16 protein-coding genes and 1 tRNA gene are annotated in these 19337 nt (G+C 34.6%); 5 read left to right on the plus strand and 12 right to left on the minus strand.

Annotation, left to right across the window (positions count from 1 at the left end; genetic code table 11):
- Window positions 1-12 precede the first annotated feature (12 nt).
- From B0A57_RS05395 to B0A57_RS05405, 3 genes are all read left to right on the plus strand, one after another.
- Window positions 13-1440, plus strand: coding sequence for an SDR family oxidoreductase (locus B0A57_RS05395; protein ID WP_034098821.1), 1428 nt, complete (start codon window positions 13-15; stop codon window positions 1438-1440).
- Between the two features lie 97 nt (window positions 1441-1537).
- Window positions 1538-1804 carry a 30S ribosomal protein S15 gene (rpsO, locus tag B0A57_RS05400; protein WP_011964145.1) on the plus strand — a complete coding sequence of 89 codons (267 nt, stop codon included), beginning with the start codon at window positions 1538-1540 and terminating at the stop codon, window positions 1802-1804.
- A 229-nt stretch (window positions 1805-2033) separates the two neighbouring features.
- Window positions 2034-4169: a polyribonucleotide nucleotidyltransferase gene (locus tag B0A57_RS05405; RefSeq protein WP_011964146.1), complete on the plus strand. Its 2136-nt coding sequence runs from the start codon at window positions 2034-2036 to the stop codon at window positions 4167-4169.
- 86 nt (window positions 4170-4255) lie between these two features.
- On the opposite strand, the gene B0A57_RS05410 is transcribed toward B0A57_RS05405, so the two are convergent.
- Window positions 4256-4828 carry a hypothetical protein gene (locus tag B0A57_RS05410; protein WP_052079108.1) on the minus strand — a complete coding sequence of 191 codons (573 nt, stop codon included), beginning with the start codon at window positions 4826-4828 and terminating at the stop codon, window positions 4256-4258.
- 139 nt (window positions 4829-4967) lie between these two features.
- Here B0A57_RS05410 and B0A57_RS05415 point away from each other — a divergent pair, with 139 nt between their 5' ends.
- Window positions 4968-5831: a sigma-70 family RNA polymerase sigma factor gene (locus B0A57_RS05415; RefSeq protein WP_011964148.1), complete on the plus strand. Its 864-nt coding sequence runs from the start codon at window positions 4968-4970 to the stop codon at window positions 5829-5831.
- A 459-nt stretch (window positions 5832-6290) separates the two neighbouring features.
- Window positions 6291-6950, plus strand: a complete 660-nt coding sequence (gene rpe / locus B0A57_RS05420) for a ribulose-phosphate 3-epimerase (protein ID WP_011964149.1) — start codon at window positions 6291-6293, stop codon at window positions 6948-6950.
- On the opposite strand, the gene B0A57_RS05425 is transcribed toward rpe, so the two are convergent.
- The 11 genes from B0A57_RS05425 to mraY form a co-directional block, all read right to left on the minus strand.
- The gene (locus B0A57_RS05425; RefSeq protein ID WP_011964150.1) at window positions 6939-7757 is read right to left on the minus strand and encodes a zinc-dependent peptidase; all 819 of its coding nucleotides are present in this window, start codon (window positions 7755-7757) and stop codon (window positions 6939-6941) included. The genes rpe and B0A57_RS05425 overlap by 12 nt on opposite strands.
- Window positions 7758-7783: 26 nt before the next feature.
- A tRNA-Arg gene (locus B0A57_RS05430) sits at window positions 7784-7857 on the minus strand.
- 70 nt (window positions 7858-7927) lie between these two features.
- The gene (locus tag B0A57_RS05435) at window positions 7928-8377 is read right to left on the minus strand and encodes a GatB/YqeY domain-containing protein (RefSeq protein WP_034098842.1); all 450 of its coding nucleotides are present in this window, start codon (window positions 8375-8377) and stop codon (window positions 7928-7930) included.
- Between the two features lie 329 nt (window positions 8378-8706).
- Window positions 8707-10689 carry a cell division protein FtsZ gene (ftsZ, locus tag B0A57_RS05440; RefSeq protein ID WP_034098844.1) on the minus strand — a complete coding sequence of 661 codons (1983 nt, stop codon included), beginning with the start codon at window positions 10687-10689 and terminating at the stop codon, window positions 8707-8709.
- Between the two features lie 46 nt (window positions 10690-10735).
- Complete coding sequence (ftsA, locus tag B0A57_RS05445) at window positions 10736-12130, minus strand: cell division protein FtsA (protein ID WP_034098846.1); 1395 nt, start codon at window positions 12128-12130, stop codon at window positions 10736-10738.
- A gap of 7 nt (window positions 12131-12137) precedes the next feature.
- Window positions 12138-12860 (minus strand): cell division protein FtsQ/DivIB, encoded by a 723-nt coding sequence (locus B0A57_RS05450; RefSeq protein ID WP_011964154.1) that lies wholly within the window; start codon window positions 12858-12860, stop codon window positions 12138-12140.
- A complete protein-coding gene (gene murC, locus B0A57_RS05455; RefSeq protein WP_034098849.1) occupies window positions 12850-14196 on the minus strand; it encodes a UDP-N-acetylmuramate--L-alanine ligase in 1347 nt (448 codons plus the stop codon). Before murC ends, B0A57_RS05450 begins: the two co-directional genes overlap by 11 nt.
- 53 nt (window positions 14197-14249) lie before the next feature.
- Window positions 14250-15353 (minus strand): undecaprenyldiphospho-muramoylpentapeptide beta-N-acetylglucosaminyltransferase, encoded by a 1104-nt coding sequence (gene murG / locus B0A57_RS05460; protein ID WP_034098851.1) that lies wholly within the window; start codon window positions 15351-15353, stop codon window positions 14250-14252.
- A 41-nt stretch (window positions 15354-15394) separates the two neighbouring features.
- Entirely contained in the window at window positions 15395-16681 is a 1287-nt protein-coding gene (locus B0A57_RS05465; RefSeq protein ID WP_034098853.1) for an FtsW/RodA/SpoVE family cell cycle protein, read from the minus strand.
- 78 nt (window positions 16682-16759) lie between these two features.
- A complete protein-coding gene (murD, locus tag B0A57_RS05470) occupies window positions 16760-18091 on the minus strand; it encodes a UDP-N-acetylmuramoyl-L-alanine--D-glutamate ligase (protein WP_034098855.1) in 1332 nt (443 codons plus the stop codon).
- A gap of 1 nt (window position 18092) precedes the next feature.
- Window positions 18093-19322 (minus strand): phospho-N-acetylmuramoyl-pentapeptide-transferase, encoded by a 1230-nt coding sequence (gene mraY / locus B0A57_RS05475; RefSeq protein WP_011964159.1) that lies wholly within the window; start codon window positions 19320-19322, stop codon window positions 18093-18095.
- Window positions 19323-19337 lie beyond the last annotated feature (15 nt).

The following is a 19337-nucleotide window of genomic DNA, read 5'->3' on the forward strand; positions in this document are numbered from 1 at the left end:
AACTTTTATACTATGAAAATTCTACTAACAGGAGCAAATGGTTATGTTGGAAAACGTTTGTTACCAGAATTATTGGAACAAGGTCATGAAGTCGTTTGTTCTGTTCGAGATAAAACGCGATTGGGGTTAGATGCAATTACTTTAGCTAGAGTTTCTATTTGGGAAGTCGATTTTCTTAACGAAGTAAATTATACAAATTGCCCAAAAGAAATTGACATTGCGTATTTTTTAATTCATTCCATGGCAAGTTCAATCAATTCATTTGATAAAATGGAAAGTATTGTGGCACAAAATTTTAATAAGTATTCCAGCCATATAAACATCAAACAAGTAATTTATTTGAGCGGAATTGTTAATGACCCTAACCTTTCTAAACATATGCTCTCGAGAGAAAATGTAGAGAAAATATTAAATTCAGGTCAGCACCAACTTACTACACTTAAAGCAGGAATAATCGTAGGCTCTGGAAGCTCCTCCTTCGAAATAATTAGAGATTTATGCGAAAAACTACCTTTAATGATAGCTCCAAAATGGGTTTTAACCAAAACACAACCCATAGCCATTCGAGACGTAATTCAATATTTAATTGGGGTTCAAAACAAACAAGAATGTCTTAACAAATCGTTTGACATTGGTGGGCCAAACATTATTACATACAAACAAATGATGCAATTGTATGCTAAAACTCGAGGAATTAAACTAGCCATCTGGACAATTCCTCTTATGACACCTAAACTTTCTTCGTATTGGCTTTATTTTGTAACTTCAACATCATACAAATTAGCCATGAATTTAGTAGATAGCATGAAAGTTGAAGTCGTTTGTAGCGACAATAAATTACAAAAAATACTTAACATAAAACCCATTTCTTATGTTGATGCAATTAAATTAGCATTCGAAAAAATAGAACAAAACCTAGTCATTTCTAGTTGGAAAGATAGTTTGTCTAGTAGCCGATTCAAAAAAAAATTATCCAATTATATTCAAGTACCAAATTTTGGATGCTTAAAAGTTAGTAAGCAAATTCAAATTACCAATCCAGAACAAGTACTTCAAAATATATGGACCATTGGAGGAAATAAAGGTTGGTATTACGGAAATTGGATGTGGCAATTTCGAGGAATTATTGATAAACTCTTTGGAGGAGTTGGCTTACGCCGTGGCAGAACAAGTCCGACACATTTAGACAACGGTGATTCCTTAGATTTTTGGCGTGTTTTATTAGCCGATAAACAAGAAAAAAGATTGCTTCTTTTTGCCGAAATGAGACTACCCGGTGAAGCTTGGTTAGAATTTCGAATCGATGAAAATAATATTTTACACCAAATTGCAACCTTCAGACCAATAGGAATTCTAGGCCGAATGTATTGGTATAGTATGGTCCCTTTTCATTTTTTTATTTTTGATGGAATGATCAAAAATATTGCCAAGGCTAAATAATAAGTAAAAACATTGCCACATCAAAAATAAAGTGTAATTTTGCACTCGAATCCGAGAAACGGAATTCATACATAAAAATCATTAAACAAATATTGGAATGTATTTAACTAAAGAGATTAAAGAAGAAATCTTCGCTAAACACGGAGAAAAAACAAACACAGGAAAAGCAGAAGCACAAATTGCTTTATTTACTTTCAGAATTAGCCACTTAACAGAGCACCTGAAAAAAAATCGTCACGATTATAACACTGAGCGTTCACTTGTTCTTTTAGTAGGTAAAAGAAGATCTTTACTAGACTACTTGAAGAAAAAAGAAATCAACCGTTACCGTGAGATTATCAAAGAATTGGGTATTAGAAAATAATCAATACAAAAGAGGTGCGAAAGTGCCTCTTTTTGTTTTTAATAAAAAGGCAATAGGCATAAGCCAATAGCCTAAAAAAAGAAGTATTTTACACTTCAGAACAATACCTTTTGCCTCATAGCTTTTGGCTGTTCTTAAAAAAAAAGTTGGTTTTTCATTGGGTTTTAGGCATTAACTACGCAACAACAACACAACTAGAACCCATGTTAAACTTAAAAAAGGAAAATTTATGATTCCACAATTATTTGTAGAAAGTATCGATTTAGGTGATGGCAGAAACATCACAATCGAGACAGGTCGTTTAGCCAAACAAGCAGACGGTTCTGTAGTAGTAAGAATTGGTAAAACTGTAATCTTAGGAACAGTTGTATCATCAAGAAAAGCAACTCCAGGGATCGATTTCTTGCCACTTACGGTAGATTATCGCGAAAAATTTGCAGCTGCTGGTCGTTTTCCAGGAGGATTCTTTAAGAGAGAAGCACGTCCAAGTGATAGCGAAGTATTAACAATGAGATTAGTTGACCGTGTTTTGCGTCCACTATTCCCATCAGATTACCATGCAGAAGTGCAAGTCATGATTCAGTTAATGTCTCATGACGAAGAAGTAATGCCAGATGCCTTAGCAGGATTAGCCGCATCAGCAGCACTTGCCTTATCTGACATCCCTTTCGAAACTTTAATTTCTGAAGCAAGAGTAGGAAGAATAGACGGTAAATTTATCATCAATCCATCTCGTGCACAATTAGAATTATCAGATATTGATATGATGATTGGAGCATCTACAGATTCTATCGCCATGGTAGAAGGAGAAATGAAAGAAATCTCTGAAGCAGAAATGTTAGAAGCCATTAAATTTGCTCACGAACACATTAAAGTACAAATTGCAGCACAAGAAAGATTAGCAGCCGCTTTTGGAAAAAAAGAAGTTCGTACCTACGAAAAAGAAAAATCCGACGATGCTATATATGCCAAAGTAAAAGAAGCAGCTTACGATAAAATTTACAACATTGCAAAAGTAGGTTCCGCAAAACAAGAACGTACCGCTGCGTTTGATGCTGTAAAAGAAGAAGTAAAAGCATTATTTACAGAAGAAGAATTAGCAGAAAACGGAGACTTAGTTTCTAAATATTTCTACAAAACGAACAAAGAAGCCGTTCGTAATGTAACTTTAGATTTAGGAACTCGCCTTGACGGAAGAAAAACCACCGAAATTCGTCCAATTTGGTGCGAAGTAGATTATTTACCATCAGTACACGGATCAGCATTATTTACTCGTGGCGAAACTCAAGCATTAGCAACAGCAACTTTAGGAACCTCTAGAGAAGCAAATCAAATCGATTCGCCATCACAACAAGGAGAAGAAAAATTCTATTTACACTATAATTTTCCACCATTTTCTACAGGAGAAGCCCGTCCGTTAAGAGGAACATCAAGAAGAGAAGTTGGTCACGGAAACTTGGCGCAAAGAGCCTTAAAAAATATGATACCCGCAGATTGTCCTTACACAATCCGTGTAGTTTCTGAAGTATTAGAATCTAACGGTTCATCTTCAATGGCTACCGTTTGTGCTGGAACTTTATCCTTAATGGATGCTGGTATTCAAATGATTCGTCCAGTCTCTGGAATTGCCATGGGATTAATTACCGATGGAGAACGTTTTGCAGTATTATCAGATATTCTAGGTGATGAAGATCATTTAGGAGATATGGATTTTAAAGTAACTGGAACCTCAGAAGGAATTACAGCTTGCCAAATGGACATTAAAATTGATGGATTAAAATACGAAATCATGGAAGCGGCATTAGCACAAGCTAGAGATGGTCGTTTGCATATTCTTAATATTTTAACTGAAACTTTAGCAACACCAAAAGTTGATGTTAAAGCGTATGCGCCAAAAATCATCATGAGAACCATTCCTGGTAACTTTATTGGTGCCTTAATTGGACCCGGAGGAAAAGTGATTCAAGAATTACAAAAAGCCACCGGAACAACCATAGTAATTAACGAAGTTGACGAAATGGGAGTTGTCGAAATCCTTGGTACAGACCCTGCCGGAATCGAAGCTGTATTGGCTAAAATAGAGTCAATTACTTTCAAACCGCAAATAGGAGAAGCATACGAAGTAAAAGTAATTAAAATGCTAGATTTTGGTGCAGTGGTAGAATATACAGCCGTTCCTGGAAACGAAGTATTATTACACGTATCTGAGCTTGCTTGGGAAAGAACAGAAAATGTGACCGATGTCGTAAACATGGGTGATGTATTTATGGTGAAATATTTAGGTTTAGATCCTAAAACTCGCAAAGAGAAAGTATCTAGAAAAGCCTTATTACCAAGACCTCCACGTGAGGAGAAAAAAGAGTAATCAGATCTTATAGTTTACTAAAGGTTTATTTATAAAAAATCCCGTTTCAGTTTTGAAACGGGATTTTTGCTTTATTTTACAACCCACTAAAAACCAATCTTCAGTTTCTCATAAACAGCATCATTAGCAGACATTCTTATCGTAAATCCAACTGTAAATCCCCTTATTTCTGGCAATCTATTTTCACCCATCGAAACCGAATAGCCAACACCCAAGTCTATAGCATTAAGAAATGAAATCCCCGTGAGTACATACAAATTCCTGTCTGAACCGCCAAATTTAAAAAAATAACCATTATTTTTATTATAGGATATGTGATAATCTGGCAAACCTTTTATATAACCAAAAGAATTTACCAAACCATACCCCAAACCAAAAAAAAATCTATTATCATTCCTTGCATTCGGATTAAGATAAAACTCGAAACCTCCTTTTAGCTGGCTCCTATTGGTATTAAAATATTCAACATAATAAATAAGCTTCAAGCTACTTAAATTCAAAAAAAAATTAGACTTAGCCTGTTTTTTACCCACATAAAAAACAGGACACACCAAACAAGACTTTACAGAATCCTTTACTATTTGCTGCGCTTCAACATTATAAACAATAAAAAATAAAAACATCACTAACATTTTCGTACCCTGCAAAATATTTTTCATCAAATTAATCATTACCTAATTTTTAAACAAATCTATAAAAAAAAGAAATGGTTAAAAATTAATTTAAAAAAATGTAACTTTTTGCAAACTCATTACGTATAACCACTTGTACACTTATAAATTTTAAGGAGAAACGACAATGAGACAACTAAAAATTACCAAGCAGGTTACCAATCGTGAAACCGCATCGTTAGACAAATATTTACAAGAAATTGGAAAAGTAGATTTGATTACTGCCGATGAAGAGGTAGAATTGGCTCAAAGAATAAAAGCCGGAGACCAACGTGCGTTAGAAAAACTAACAAAAGCCAACTTGCGTTTCGTGGTTTCGGTAGCAAAACAATATCAAAACCAAGGACTTACCCTTCCAGATTTAATCAATGAAGGAAATTTAGGCCTAATAAAAGCAGCACAACGATTTGACGAAACTCGTGGTTTCAAATTCATTTCGTATGCCGTTTGGTGGATCCGTCAATCAATACTACAAGCATTGGCAGAACAATCTCGTATTGTACGTTTGCCATTAAACAAAATTGGTTCTATCAATAAAATCAACAAAATGTACGCTTTATTAGAACAATCTAACGAGCGTCCACCATCTGCTGAAGAAATTGCAAAAGAACTAGACATGACCGTAAATGACGTAAAAGAGAGCATGAAAAACTCTGGTCGTCACTTATCTATGGACGCCCCTCTTGTAGAAGGAGAAGACTCTAACCTTTACGACGTTTTGCGCTCTGGAGAATCACCAAATCCTGACAGAGAATTAATTATCGAATCTTTGCGTACCGAAATTGAGCGTTCTCTAGAAACACTAACGCCTCGTGAGGCCGATGTAGTTCGTTTGTATTTTGGTCTTGCTGACCAGCACCCAATGACATTAGAAGAAATTGGAGAAACCTTCGATTTAACTCGGGAGCGTGTACGCCAAATAAAAGAAAAAGCAATCCGCAGATTAAAACATACCTCAAGAAGTAAAATCTTGAAAACGTATTTAGGATAACCCTAAAACCGATAACTAACAGTTTGATTAACTGTTCGTTTTTTGATTGATGATTGAAACTCCGGCTGATTACCGGAGTTTTGTTTTTTGCAAAGCAAACAAAACCCCAGTCAGTTCGAGCTTTGCTCTCGGGTACCGGAGTTTTGTTTGCTTTGCTCTCGGGTACCGGAGTTTTGTTTTTTGCAAAGCAATCAAAACCCCAGTCAGTTCGAGCTTTACTCTCGGGTACCGGAGTTTTGTTTTTTGCAAAGCAAATATTTTTTTTGGGCGTGACCCGAAAAGGGTCAGGCTATCCGTTACAAGTCCTCGCACTTCCTTCGTCAGGCTGTGGGCTTTTCACTTCTATCCTTCACGCAACTTATCAAACCACAAAACATTCCTTTTACCTTATGAACTTTACAAAAATATTTGCGCACTTTACAGTTAAATCCTTATTTTTGCAAAAACTACAACACAACAATGAACAACACACTAATTGCCCCATCTGTACTAGCAGCCGATTTTGCCAACTTGCAGCGCGACATCGAAATGATTAACAACTCCCAAGCAGACTGGTTTCATATTGATGTCATGGACGGACATTTTGTACCAAACATCTCATACGGAATGCCCGTAATTGAAGCAATAAAAAAACATGCAACAAAACCACTAGATGTACACTTAATGATTGAAAAACCAGAAAGATACATTGAAGAATTTGCAAAAATTGGTGCCGATATTATTACCGTTCATTACGAATCGACAGTTCACCTACACCGCACCCTAACCCAAATAAAAAATGCAGGTTGCAAAGCTGGTGTAGTATTAAACTTAACCACACCTGTTTCCGTACTAGAAGACATTCTTTCAGAATGCTACATGGTCCTAATCATGTCTATAAACCCCGGTTTTGGAGGACAAAAATTTGAAGAAATAACTTACAATAAAGTTAGAAAACTTCGAAAAATGATTACCGACCAAGGATTACATACACTTATCGAAATAGATGGCGGGGTAACAGATAAAAATGCCAAACAATTAGTAGAAGCAGGAGCTAATGTTCTAGTTGCAGGAAGCTATGTTTTCAAAGCTCAAAGCCCAGCACAAGCCATTATCGATCTAAAAAATTTAACTAGATAAACTATTATCGTTATAGTTTATCATCATTTTTACTTTATAAAACAACTCCGGAAATAATTCTTTAAATTTTTCTGGAGTTTCAAAAAATTGTTCTAAAATCACAGCTATAAACTCTACCGAATTTACAAAGGCGTAATCCCTAAAATAATGAGAAGCAACTAATTTTTCGATAAATTCTGGTTTTTTTAAATCAATAATTATTGCATTATAACAATCTAAAAAAACAGGATTTGCAACAGCGTCATATTTATTTTTTTTCAGTGATTCGAACAATAAAACATGAGAAAATTCGTGAATACCAAGATTCAAATTATCATCATTTAGTTTTATCCCTTTATAAAAATCTTCCCAAGAAAACACTACAACTTTTAGTTTTGGATTAAATTCTCCTATATGCATGTTCTGATTAGTAGTAGAATAAAATGAAGACGGATATACTATTATGGTACGAACAACAGTGTGCAAATATTCCTGCATCCCGAAAGTTAGCATTATTGAAGTTGATGCAATTAGCAATTTCATTTCAAAAGTAATCTCAATATCATCTCGACTTATAAATTGAATATCTTCGATAAAATTGAGAACTCTCTGGTCAAAATGATTTTGATCTTTAGGTTTTAATTTTTTATAAAAAGGGAAATGATGTGTTAATATGTCTTTATAATGGGGGTTTATTTTTTTAGAAAACAAGCAAAACCGTAGTGTTAAAGGTTTTTTGTAAATGAGAATATAAATAGGTTGTACAATAATTTTAAACAGATAAACTATTCCAATTATAATTACTAAACTAAGATATATAACAAACATTTTTTGTAAAAATATTTATAAAAAAGTGACTACGGCAGGGTTCGAACCTGCAACCAACGGAGCCGAAATCCGTCATTCTATCCAGTTGAACTACGCAGCCATTGCTTTATTTCGAATTTGAAATTACGAATTATAAAAATTGTAATTCGTAATTTGAAATTCGTAATTATTTAAACTAATAGTTTCTTTACGATACTAGATATTGTTTTTCCTTCGGCTTGACCGCCTAGTTGTGCTGATGCTAATCCCATTACTTTTCCCATAGAGGCTATTCCTGAAGCGCCTGTTTCGGCAATAATTTTTGCAATAATCGCTTCTACTTCTTGTTCTGATAGTTGTGCTGGTAAGAATTTTTCTATTACTACAATTTGTGCTAATTCTGGTTCGGCAAGGTCTGGACGGTTTTGTGCTGCAAAAATAGTTGCGCTGTCTTTACGCATTTTTACTAGTTTTTGTAGAATTTTTATTTCGTCTGCTTCTGTGATATCTTCTTTAGTTCCTGTTGCTGTTTGGGCTAGTAATATTTCTGATTTGATGGCGCGAAGTGCTTCTAGGGCAACGGTGTCTTTTGCACGCATTGCTGTTTTCATTTCGTCCATGATGTGTGTTGATAAACTCATTTTTTTGATTTTAGATGACAGATTTTAGATGGCAGATGGGATTTCAAAAAAAATGAAATCTTATATCTTATTTTTTGCCCCTGATGGCAATGGAAAGCCTTTTGAGAGAAAATGTATTTTTTCTTGAAGCAGAAAAGCGACCAAAGGAAGCTCTTTCTGGTTTGTAGAAAAAAGCATTTTGCGAAAAAAGCTTGTAATGTACAGCAGGAATTGGCTCGACAAATTTAGTAAAAATAAATTTATATTTTGGTACTTATTTTGTAGGTTGTATGGTTGGAAAATAACCCGAAAAATGGTTAGAGGTTTCGGGTTTTAGTTTTTTTTTCTGTTTAATCTACGTTGTCGTGTAGGAATGAGTTGTTTGATCGTAACTGGATTTCGTCGTTACCATCGGTTCCTAATGAGATACGGGATCTGCTATTGTCTATTGTGTTGTTTGAGATGTCTATTCCCATACGTTTGTATGCTGGTTCTTTTTCGAACTCATCTACTTTTGATGCGTTGTTGTGAAATTTATAGTTAAATTCTTTCATTTTACGACGGCGTTCTTCGGATCTCATGCGTAAGGAGTCTTCGATAGACATTTCTAGCGGTGAGATTTCGTTTGCTGTGTTTGGGGTGCTATATTTTGGGGTTTCTACCTGCTTCATGGTGATATTTAGCTCGGTAGGAATGGTTTCTACTACTACATTTTCGGCTTTTTTGGCTTCAAATAATTGGTTTTCTACTTCCATATAGGCTTCGAGCGAATGTTTGATAACTCCGTTTTGAGTTACTTCGGTCATGGGTACGAATTCTACTGCTTGGTTTACTTTGATGTCTTTTATTTCGGTTGTTAGATCGAATGTTAGTCTATCGGTATTTGCTGTTTGGGTTGTTTTTTGTATTGGTAAATCGAATGTAAATGCGATTTGTTCTTGTTCTTTTATTAGAAATTGCGGATCGACTACTTCTATTTGCTTGACTAGTTCACTATCGATGGTGTCTTTTACTGGTGGCGAGGTGAAATAAAAATCATTAACATCGATTGCTTTTGATGAAACTACTTCGAAAGTGACGTCTAAATTCTTGATTAATTCTGTTGTTGGCACTAAATCCATTTTGAAATATGCTTCAACAGGGTTTGGCAATTCTTCGTCTAGGGCAAATACTATTTTTTCTTCTGCAATAGGGGTTTCTAATGTTTTTAGTGGTTCGGTAATTACATTTGATGAGAAATCGAATCCTTGTGCTTGGTATTTTTGGGTTAGATCACGAACAATTTTTTGGTCGTCTTCTAGGGCATGGATTATTTTTTTAGGTTCTATGTTTACAATTTCTGCTTGTTGTTCTACACAAAATCCGGTTGCAATAATGGTTACTGCTATTTTATCTCCTAGTTCTTCTTCTTCTCCAACCCCCATAATAATATTGGCGCTGTGTCCTGCTTCTGCTTGGATATAATCGTTTATTTCTCCTATCTCATCGATAGTAATTTCGTTAGTTCCAGAAACGATAAGCAACAATACGTTTTTGGCTCCTGCTATTTTATTGTCATTTAAGAGTGGTGAATCTAATGCGGATACGATGGCTTCTTTGGCTCTGTTTTCGCCTTCGGCAGTGGCAGATCCCATGATGGCTGTTCCTGAATTAGATAATACCGTTTTGGCATCTTTTAAATCGATGTTTTGTGTGTAATGGTGTGTTATTACTTCTGCAATACCACGTGATGCGGTTGCTAAAACTTCGTCTGCTTTAGAGAATCCTGCTTTGAAACCAAGATTACCGTACACTTCTCTTAGTTTGTTATTATTGATAACAATAAGTGAATCTACTTGTTTTCTTAGTTTTTCGACACCTAAAAGCGCTTGTTCGATACGTACTTTTCCTTCGAATTGAAATGGAATTGTTACGATACCTACGGTTAAGATGTCTCTTTCTCTTGCTAATTGTGCAATGACTGGTGCGGCACCTGTTCCTGTTCCTCCACCCATTCCTGCGGTGATAAAAACCATTTTAGTGTTGCCGTCTAGCATTTTTTCTATTTCGGCAATGCTTTCTATTGCTGATTGTTGTCCTACTTCTGGGTTTGCTCCTGCTCCTAATCCTTCGGTTAGGTTTACTCCTAGCTGAATTTTATTAGGCACTACACTGTTGTCTAGTGCTTGGGAATCTGTATTACAAACGATAAAATCGACTCCTTTTATCCCTTGTTTAAACATGTGGTTTATGGCGTTGCTTCCGCCTCCACCTACACCTATTACTTTAATTACATTTGATTGGTTCTTTGGTAAATCAAATGAAATACTTCCAAATTCTGAGTTGCTTTCCATACTATTGGTTTTTATTTATGCTTTATTATTATGTTAACAATTTCGATTACTCGGCGTTGTCTAAAAAATCTTTAATTTTATCTATATACTTGTCAAAAAACGATTTACGAATCATTTTTTCGCTCGATTTTGAGTCTTTTCTTGTTTCTGGTTTTGGTTCTGTTTTTGTTTCTTCAATTGCATCTTCTTCTTTCTTTATTTCTATTTTTTCTGTGATAATTGGCTTAGGAATAAGTACTGGTTCTGCAATAAAATTTTCATGTGGTACGGCACTTACGGTATTGTTACGAATACTATTCATAACCAATCCTACTGCCGTTGCGTACAATGGGCTTGATATTTCTTCGCTAGAGTTTCCTGCTAAATGTTCGTTTGGATAGCCTATTCTGGTATCCATCCCTGTAATATATTCTACTAATTGCTTGATGTGTTTGAGTTGTGAGCCTCCACCAGTTAGTACAATACCTGCTATTAGTTTTTTTCGAGGATCTTCGTGGCCGTATATTTTAATTTCGGTGTAAACTTGCTCGATAATTTCTACCACGCGGGCATGAATTATTTTTGACAAGTTTTTTAACGAAATCTCTTTTGGGTCTCTTCCTCGTAACCCTGGAATTGAAACAATTTCGTTGTCTTTATTTTCTCCTGGCCAAGCAGAACCGAATTTTGTTTTTAATAATTCTGCTTGCTTTTCTATGATTGAACAACCTTCTTTTATGTCTTCGGTAATTACGTTTCCACCAAAAGGAACTACTGCTGTGTGGCGAATAATTCCGTCTTTAAAAATGGCTAAATCTGTTGTTCCTCCACCAATATCTATTAGCGCAACTCCTGCTTCTTTTTCTTCTTGACTTAAAACTGCATCTGCAGAAGCTAATGGCTCTAGGGTTAGCCCAGACAAATCTAATCCTGAGCTTTTTATACAACGTCCTACATTTCTGATTGATGATGCTTGCCCAACCACTACATGAAAACTACTTTCTAATCTTCCGCCATACATTCCGATTGGTTCTTTTATTTCAGATTGCCCATCGATTTTGTATTCTTGTGGCAAAACGTGAATAATTTCTTCTCCCGGCAACATGGCTAGTTTTTGAACTTGATTAATTAAAACATCGATATCAATTTCGCTAATTACTTCTTCCGGATTGGGTCTTGAAATATAATCGCTGTGCTGAATACTACGAATGTGCTGACCCGCAATACCTACTACAACGTCTTTTATTTTATAACCCGAATCAGCCTCTGCCAAACTTATTGCTTCTTGTATAGATTGTATGGTTTGTGTAATATTATTTACTACACCACGAGCCACACCGAGGCTTTTAGATTTCCCTACACCTAAAATTTCTAGCTTCCCATACTCATTTTTCTTGCCTATCATAGCTACAATCTTTGTTGTACCTATATCTAGTCCTACTGCTATATTATCTCTTTCCATTCTCATATTATTTAGTACAAACTACTTGTTTTGTAAACTTCAGATTAATCTTCTTATAAGATTTTATCAAAGTATCTTGTACTGCTTTTTGAAAAAACGCTTTATAGTTGTTAAATTTCCTTTCCATACAAATGGTTCTCCCGAAAATTATATCATAACTATAATCTCTATTTTTCATAATAACGCTACCATCAGGCAAAACTCTTATTCCGATGATGTTTTTTTTCAAAAAATCATCGTTATAAATACACTGCAAAAGCCCAACAAAATCCTTGTCATAACGATTGTTAAAATCACCATAAACAAGCGGAACTCTTGCCGTAAAATTACTTGAAAGAGGCATCCTACCGCCTTTATAATCAATATAAAAGGAGGTATTTCCGTTAAAAACTCTAGCGATTGGTGTCTTTTGTTTTATAACAGCTTCTAGCTCCCCATCAACACTCAAAAAGACTTCAGACTTCTCGATTAGGTTGTGTTTATTGATGGTTTGCTCAATATTTTTCAAATTTACCCTATCTTTTTGGATACTGAAAGTGCCACCGAAATTATCTTTCAACAAGTTATTAACCATTTCATGGGTTACAAACGGACTCTCTGAGTTTAAAAATTCGATTGTTGGTTTCGATATTTTCCTGTGTTCGTTTCTTTTTGAAGTAAATGAATACAAAAACCCTACCAAAACAAAAATGGCAACCAATTGGATATTTAAAATTAAATTATTTTTCATCTAATTCTTTCTTAATATTTACAACCATTTCGCCAATATCCCCAGCACCTATCGTAACAATTACGGTCGCATCTGACTTTTTTAATAACGGAATTAATTCGTTTTTGTGTACTAATTTTTTATTTTTATTTTCAACTTTATCTAACAACCATCCTGAAGTAATTCCTTCTATGGGCAATTCTCTAGCTGGATAAATGTCTAATAATAAAATTTCGTCGAATTGCGACAAACTTTTGGCAAAATCATTGGCAAAATCTTTTGTTCTACTAAATAAATGGGGCTGAAAAACGGCTAAAACTTTCTCATTAGGATACAACTCACGAACGGCTTGATGCACGGCATTTATTTCTGTTGGATGGTGTGCATAATCGTCGATATAAACGAATTTTGGCTTTCTAATCTGGAAGGAAAAACGGCGTTTTACTCCTTTGAAACTTGCCAATGCTTTAGCAATAGATTCTGTTGGGGTTCCGAAAGTTCGAGCCATTGCTAATGCTAGCAATGCATTGGTTAGATTGTGTTTTCCAGGCAATCCGAATTTCAAATCTTTTATGTTTTCGGTAGGCGTTTTTACATCAAAAATATACCAGCCATTTTCAATTCTTATGTTGTGTGCTACGAATTGCGAATCATCGTTTGCGCCAACAGTTATGCCTTTTAGTGGCAATCCGTTTATTACAAAAAGCTTGTTTTTATCTTCTACTTTATCGGCAAATTCTTTGAATGAGGCTTTAATAGCAGCGTCATCACCGTAAATATCTAAATGATCGGCATCCATCGAAGTTACACAAGCAATATTTGGGTATAAATGCAAAAAAGAACGGTCAAACTCATCGGCTTCAACGACGGTTACTGTTTTTCCAGAACCAATTAAATTTGAATTATAATTTTCGACAATGCCACCAATAAAAGCGGTTACATCGGCACCACTTTCGTACAAAATATGGCCAAGAATACTAGAAGTTGTTGTTTTTCCGTGGGTTCCTGCTACGGCCAGACAAAAAGTATCTTTGGTAATAATTCCTAAAACTTCGGCTCGTTTTTTTACATGATATTCTCTTTCTAGAAAATAATTCCATTCCGAATGCGATTTTGGAACAGCTGGCGTGATGATTACCAATGTGTTTTCTACAAAATAATCCTTCGGAATTAAATCGATATTGTCTTCAAAATGAATGGCAATTCCGCTTTCTATTAATTCTGAGGTTAATATTGATGGCGTTTTGTCGTATCCAGATACGTTTTTTCCAATAAATTTGAAATAACGAGCCAAAGCACTCATTCCGATGCCTCCAATTCCTATGAAATAGACGTTATGTATTTGGTTTAGGTTCATTTTTTATTTTAGTCTTAATGTCATAAAGTCGCAAGTCGTAAAGTCGTTTGACCTTAAGACTTTTGACTTTCGACTAATTTTATAATTTCGTCAACTATATCTTTTGTTGCATTTGGTAATGCCAACTGTTTTATATTTTTACTTAAATCTTCTTGTTTTGCTTTATCGTTTAATAAGCTTTCGAAAACAAACTTAAATTCAGAATCTAATTGCGATTCTTTTAGCAAAATTGCCCCTTGTTTGTTTACAATGGCTTGTGCATTCTTGGTTTGATGGTCTTCAGCAACATTAGGCGACGGAATGAAAATAACTGGCTTTCCTACAATGGCTAATTCTGAAACTGATGAGGCTCCTGAACGAGATATTACAATATCGGCAGCAGCATAAACCAAATCCATTCTGTCTATAAATGATAAAACCTGTACATTTTCTTTGCCTGAAAAATGCTTGTAATCTTCAAAATACAATTTGCCACATTGCCAAATAATTTGAACATTTTGCGACAATAACCAATCTATTTCTTTTGCAATTAATTGATTAATTCTTCTGGCACCAAGGCTTCCGCCAAGGATTAATATTGTTTTTTTATTTGCGTCTAATTTAAAATAATCAATTGCTTCATTTCGTTTGCCATCGACTGAAATTAAATCCTGACGAACAGGATTTCCAGTTAATATCATTTTATCTTTTGGAAAAAATTGTTCCAAATTTTCGTAAGCCACACATATTTTATTGGCTTTTTTACTTAATAATTTATTGGTAATTCCAGGATAAGAATTTTGCTCTTGTATCACTGTTGCAATTCCCAATATTGAAGCAACTTTAAGCACTGCGCCGCTGGCAAACCCTCCAGTTCCTATAACAACATCGGGCTTGAATTGTTGTACGATTCCGAATGATTTAACCAAACTTGACAACAACTTAAAGGGAAACATTGCGTTTTGCAAAGTTATTTTTCTTTGTAGCCCTGCAATGCTTAATCCTTTTATATCATAACCTGCTTGTGGTACTTTTTGCATTTCCATTTTGTCTTTTGCCCCTACAAAAAGGATTTTGCAATTAGGAAAACGAGATTTCAACTCATTTGCAATGGCAATTGCAGGATAAATATGTCCTCCTGTACCGCCACCACTTAATATAAATTTATATTGTTCCATTTTTATATTTACCAAGAATTTTTACGGAATTATTTATTCTATTACTTTTTATTCAAAACTGCATTCATCGGATTATTCGTGTGGTCTTCAATAGTATAATCTTCTACTTGAGAGTCATCTACTAATTGCTTGTCTATTAGTTTTTGCAATGCGTCATCTCTTTTTTGTTTTTCGATGTTTTCTTCGGTAATTTCTTCTTCTTTTTTGGTCACATTTATAATAATGCCAAGTGCAGCACAAGTCATCCAGATTGATGTTCCTCCGCTACTTATAAGCGGTAATGTTTGTCCTGTGGTTGGCAATAATTCGACCGCAACGCCCATGTTTATAAATGCCTGAAAAATGATAGGAAATCCTAATCCTGCCACTAATAATTTTCCGAATAATGTGGGGGCTTTATAGGATGCGATGATAAACCTAATGAATAACATAATGTATAAAAACATGATAGCAAATCCTCCTAGAAGCCCAAATTCTTCGATGATAATGGCAAAAATAAAATCGGAAGAAGATTGTGGCAAGAAGTTTTTCTGAATACTTTTTCCTGGTCCTAATCCGTATATTCCTCCAGTTGCAATGGCTGTTTTTGCTTTTTCTATTTGGTAATCATCTTCTCCAGGCTTGTCTGATGTAAAATTTTCGATACGACTCATCCAGGTATCTACACGATTGGGAAAAGCATTAGGAAAGGCTTTTACAACTAATATAAAAAAGGCAAAAGATAAGATTCCTAATCCTATAATAATACCTATGTTTTTTATTGGATATTTTCCAATAAACGTTAGCATTAATACCATCGAAAATATTAAAGCTGCGGTCGAAAAGTTAGCGGGTAAAATGAGCATTAATGTAAAGAAAACTGGCGCCCATAATTCTAGTAAAGACTTCTGAAAAGTCATTTCTTCTATTGCTGTTTTAGATAAATATCTGGCCACAAATATTAACAATGCCATTGATGCAAAGGCTGATGGCTGGAAGGTAATTCCTAAAAACGGAACTTGTATCCATCGGCTGGCGTTGGCCCCTTCGATCATAGTTCCTTTAAGCAATGTATAAACCAGTAATAACCATGCAAAAGGCAGTAATAATCTGGATAAACTTCTAAAATAATGATATGGCACTTTTTGCACTTGATACAAAATAACAAAACCCATTATTAAGTGCATAAAATGTTTTAGCAGATACACGAATGTATTTCCTGTACCATGATGCAGATAAGCTAAATTACTACTTGCACTATACACTGGTATAAACGAAAATAATGCCAAAAGTGCCACGAATGACCAGATGACTTTATCTCCTTTTAAGTTATGCAATAGCTGTTTCATGAGTAGGTATTGTTTTTTGGTGTTGGTTTTTTGGTGTTGGGTAAAATCTTAACCTCAAAACCTAAAACCTGTTTTTTTTTACAAATTCTGAACTGCTTGTTTAAACTGTCTTCCTCTGTCTTCATAGTTTTCGAATAAATCGAAACTGGCACATGCTGGCGATAGTAAAACTGTGTCGCCTTTTTCTGCCATTTTGTATGCTTGACGAACGGCATCGGTCATGGTTGAAACCTCGATTAATTCATCGACAACATTACTAAATGCGTCAATTATTTTCTTGTTATCTACACCTAGACAAATGATTGTTTTTACATTTTTATTTACCAATTCCATCAATTCTGAATAGTCGTTTCCTTTATCTACCCCACCTACAATCCAAATGGTTGGCGATGTCATACTGTCTAAAGCATAAAAAGTAGCATTTACATTTGTTGCTTTAGAATCGTTTATGTATTGTACGTTTTGTATTTTAAGTACTTTTTCTAAACGATGTTCGACCCCTTGAAAATCAGCTAAACTCTCACGTATGGTCGCTTTTCTGATTTTTAATAATTGCGCTACAGAGGTAGCTGCCAAAGCGTTTTTTACGTTGTGTTTTCCTTCTAGTGATAGTTCTGATGTTTGCATAACAAATGGGTCGTTATTGGTGTTTATATTTATATTATTATTTGCTTCGTAAGCGCCAAATTCAAATTGTTTTGTTAATGAAAATGGAACCAATTGTGCTTTTGTTTTGTTGTTTTTTAGCCAATTATTAATAGCTTGATCATCGGCATCATAAATCAAATAATCCTCTTCTGTTTGATTCATTGTGATTCTAAACTTCGATTCTATATATTTTTCATATTGATAATCATATCTATCTAAATGATCAGGACTAATATTTGTAATGATGGCAATATGCGGTTTGTATTTTTGTATTCCGTCTAGTTGAAAACTACTTAATTCTAGCACATAAAAATCATAATTATCTTCAGAAACTTGCCAAGCAAAACTCTTACCTATATTTCCTGCCAAACCCACATTTAAACCTCCTTGTTTTAGCAAATGATACACCAACATTGTGGTGGTTGTTTTGCCATTACTTCCTGTAATTCCTATGGTTTTTGCATTAGTAAAGGGAGCTGTAAACTCGATTTCTGAAATAACTGGAATGTTTTTTTCTTTCAGTTTTTTAACAATGGGCGATTTGTCAGGAATACCTGGACTTTTCATCACTACATCGGCATTTAGAATTAAATCTTCTGTATGTTGCTCGTCTTCAAACTTAATTTTATTAAGAATTAAGATTTCTTTGTAATTGTTTTTTATTTTTCCAAAATCGGAAACAAATACATCGTATCCTTTTTTCTTACCAAGAATCGCCGTACCAACACCGCTTTCTCCTCCTCCTAGAATTACTAATCTCATATTATCGTAATTTTAAAGTTACTATTGACACTATCGCCAATAAAATTCCAACAATCCAGAAACGGGTTACAATTTTGCTTTCATGATATCCTTTCTTCTGATAATGATGATGTAGTGGGGACATTAAGAAAATTCTTCTTCCTTCGCCGAAACGTTTTTTTGTATATTTGAAGTACGAAACTTGTAAAACTACCGATAAATTTTCTGCTAAGAATATTCCGCAAAATACTGGGATTAGCATTTCTTTTCGAACTGCAATGGCTAAAACGGCTATAATTCCGCCAATGGTTAAACTCCCCGTATCGCCCATAAAAACGGCGGCTGGATAACTATTGTACCATAAAAATCCGATTAATGCACCCACAAATGCGGCAATAAAAACGGTCATTTCTCCCGAATTGGGAATAAACATAATGTTTAGATAATTAGAAAATATTACATTTCCCGAAACGAACGTAAAAACACCAATTGCAATAACTGAAATTGCGGAAGTTCCTGCGGCTAAACCATCTATTCCGTCTGTAAGATTGGCACCATTTGAAACAGCGGTTATAATAAAAATTACGATTGGAATAAATATGAGCCAGGCATAATTTCTATAACCATCGCCAGTCCAAGCTAATAATTCGGCATAATCGAATTCGTTATTTTTAAAAAACGGAATGGTTGTAGCGGTCGATTTTTTATCGGACGAAAGTGTATTTGCTCCCTTTTGAGTAGAATATACTTCGATTTTATTTTTCGAAATATTCTCACGAATTGTTACATCTTGATGAAAATATAAAGTAGTACCTACAATAAGACCTAATCCAACTTGACCAATTACTTTAAAAATTCCTTTTAATCCTGCTTTGTCTTTTTTGAAAATTTTGATATAATCATCAAGAAATCCAATAGCTCCCATCCAAATTGTGGTAACAATTAGAAGTATAATGTATATGTTATTTAGTTTTGCCAATAAAAGAACAGGAAGCAAGGTTGAAAATATAATAATTAATCCGCCCATTGTTGGCGTTCCTGCTTTTTGAGTTTGCCCTTCTAGCCCTAGCTCTCTTACTGTTTCGCCTACTTGCAAACGACTTAGATAGCTAATCACTCTTTTGCCGAAGATAGTCGAAATAAGCAACGACATGATAATGGCTAATGCTGATCTAAAGGTGATATATTGAAAAACCCCAGCTCCTGGAAAATCAAAATATTTGTCTAAATATTGAAATAAGTAGTATAGCATATTATTGTTTATTTG

It is taken from the genome of Flavobacterium psychrophilum DSM 3660 = ATCC 49418 (genome assembly GCF_002217405.1).
Lineage (GTDB): Bacteria > Bacteroidota > Bacteroidia > Flavobacteriales > Flavobacteriaceae > Flavobacterium > Flavobacterium psychrophilum.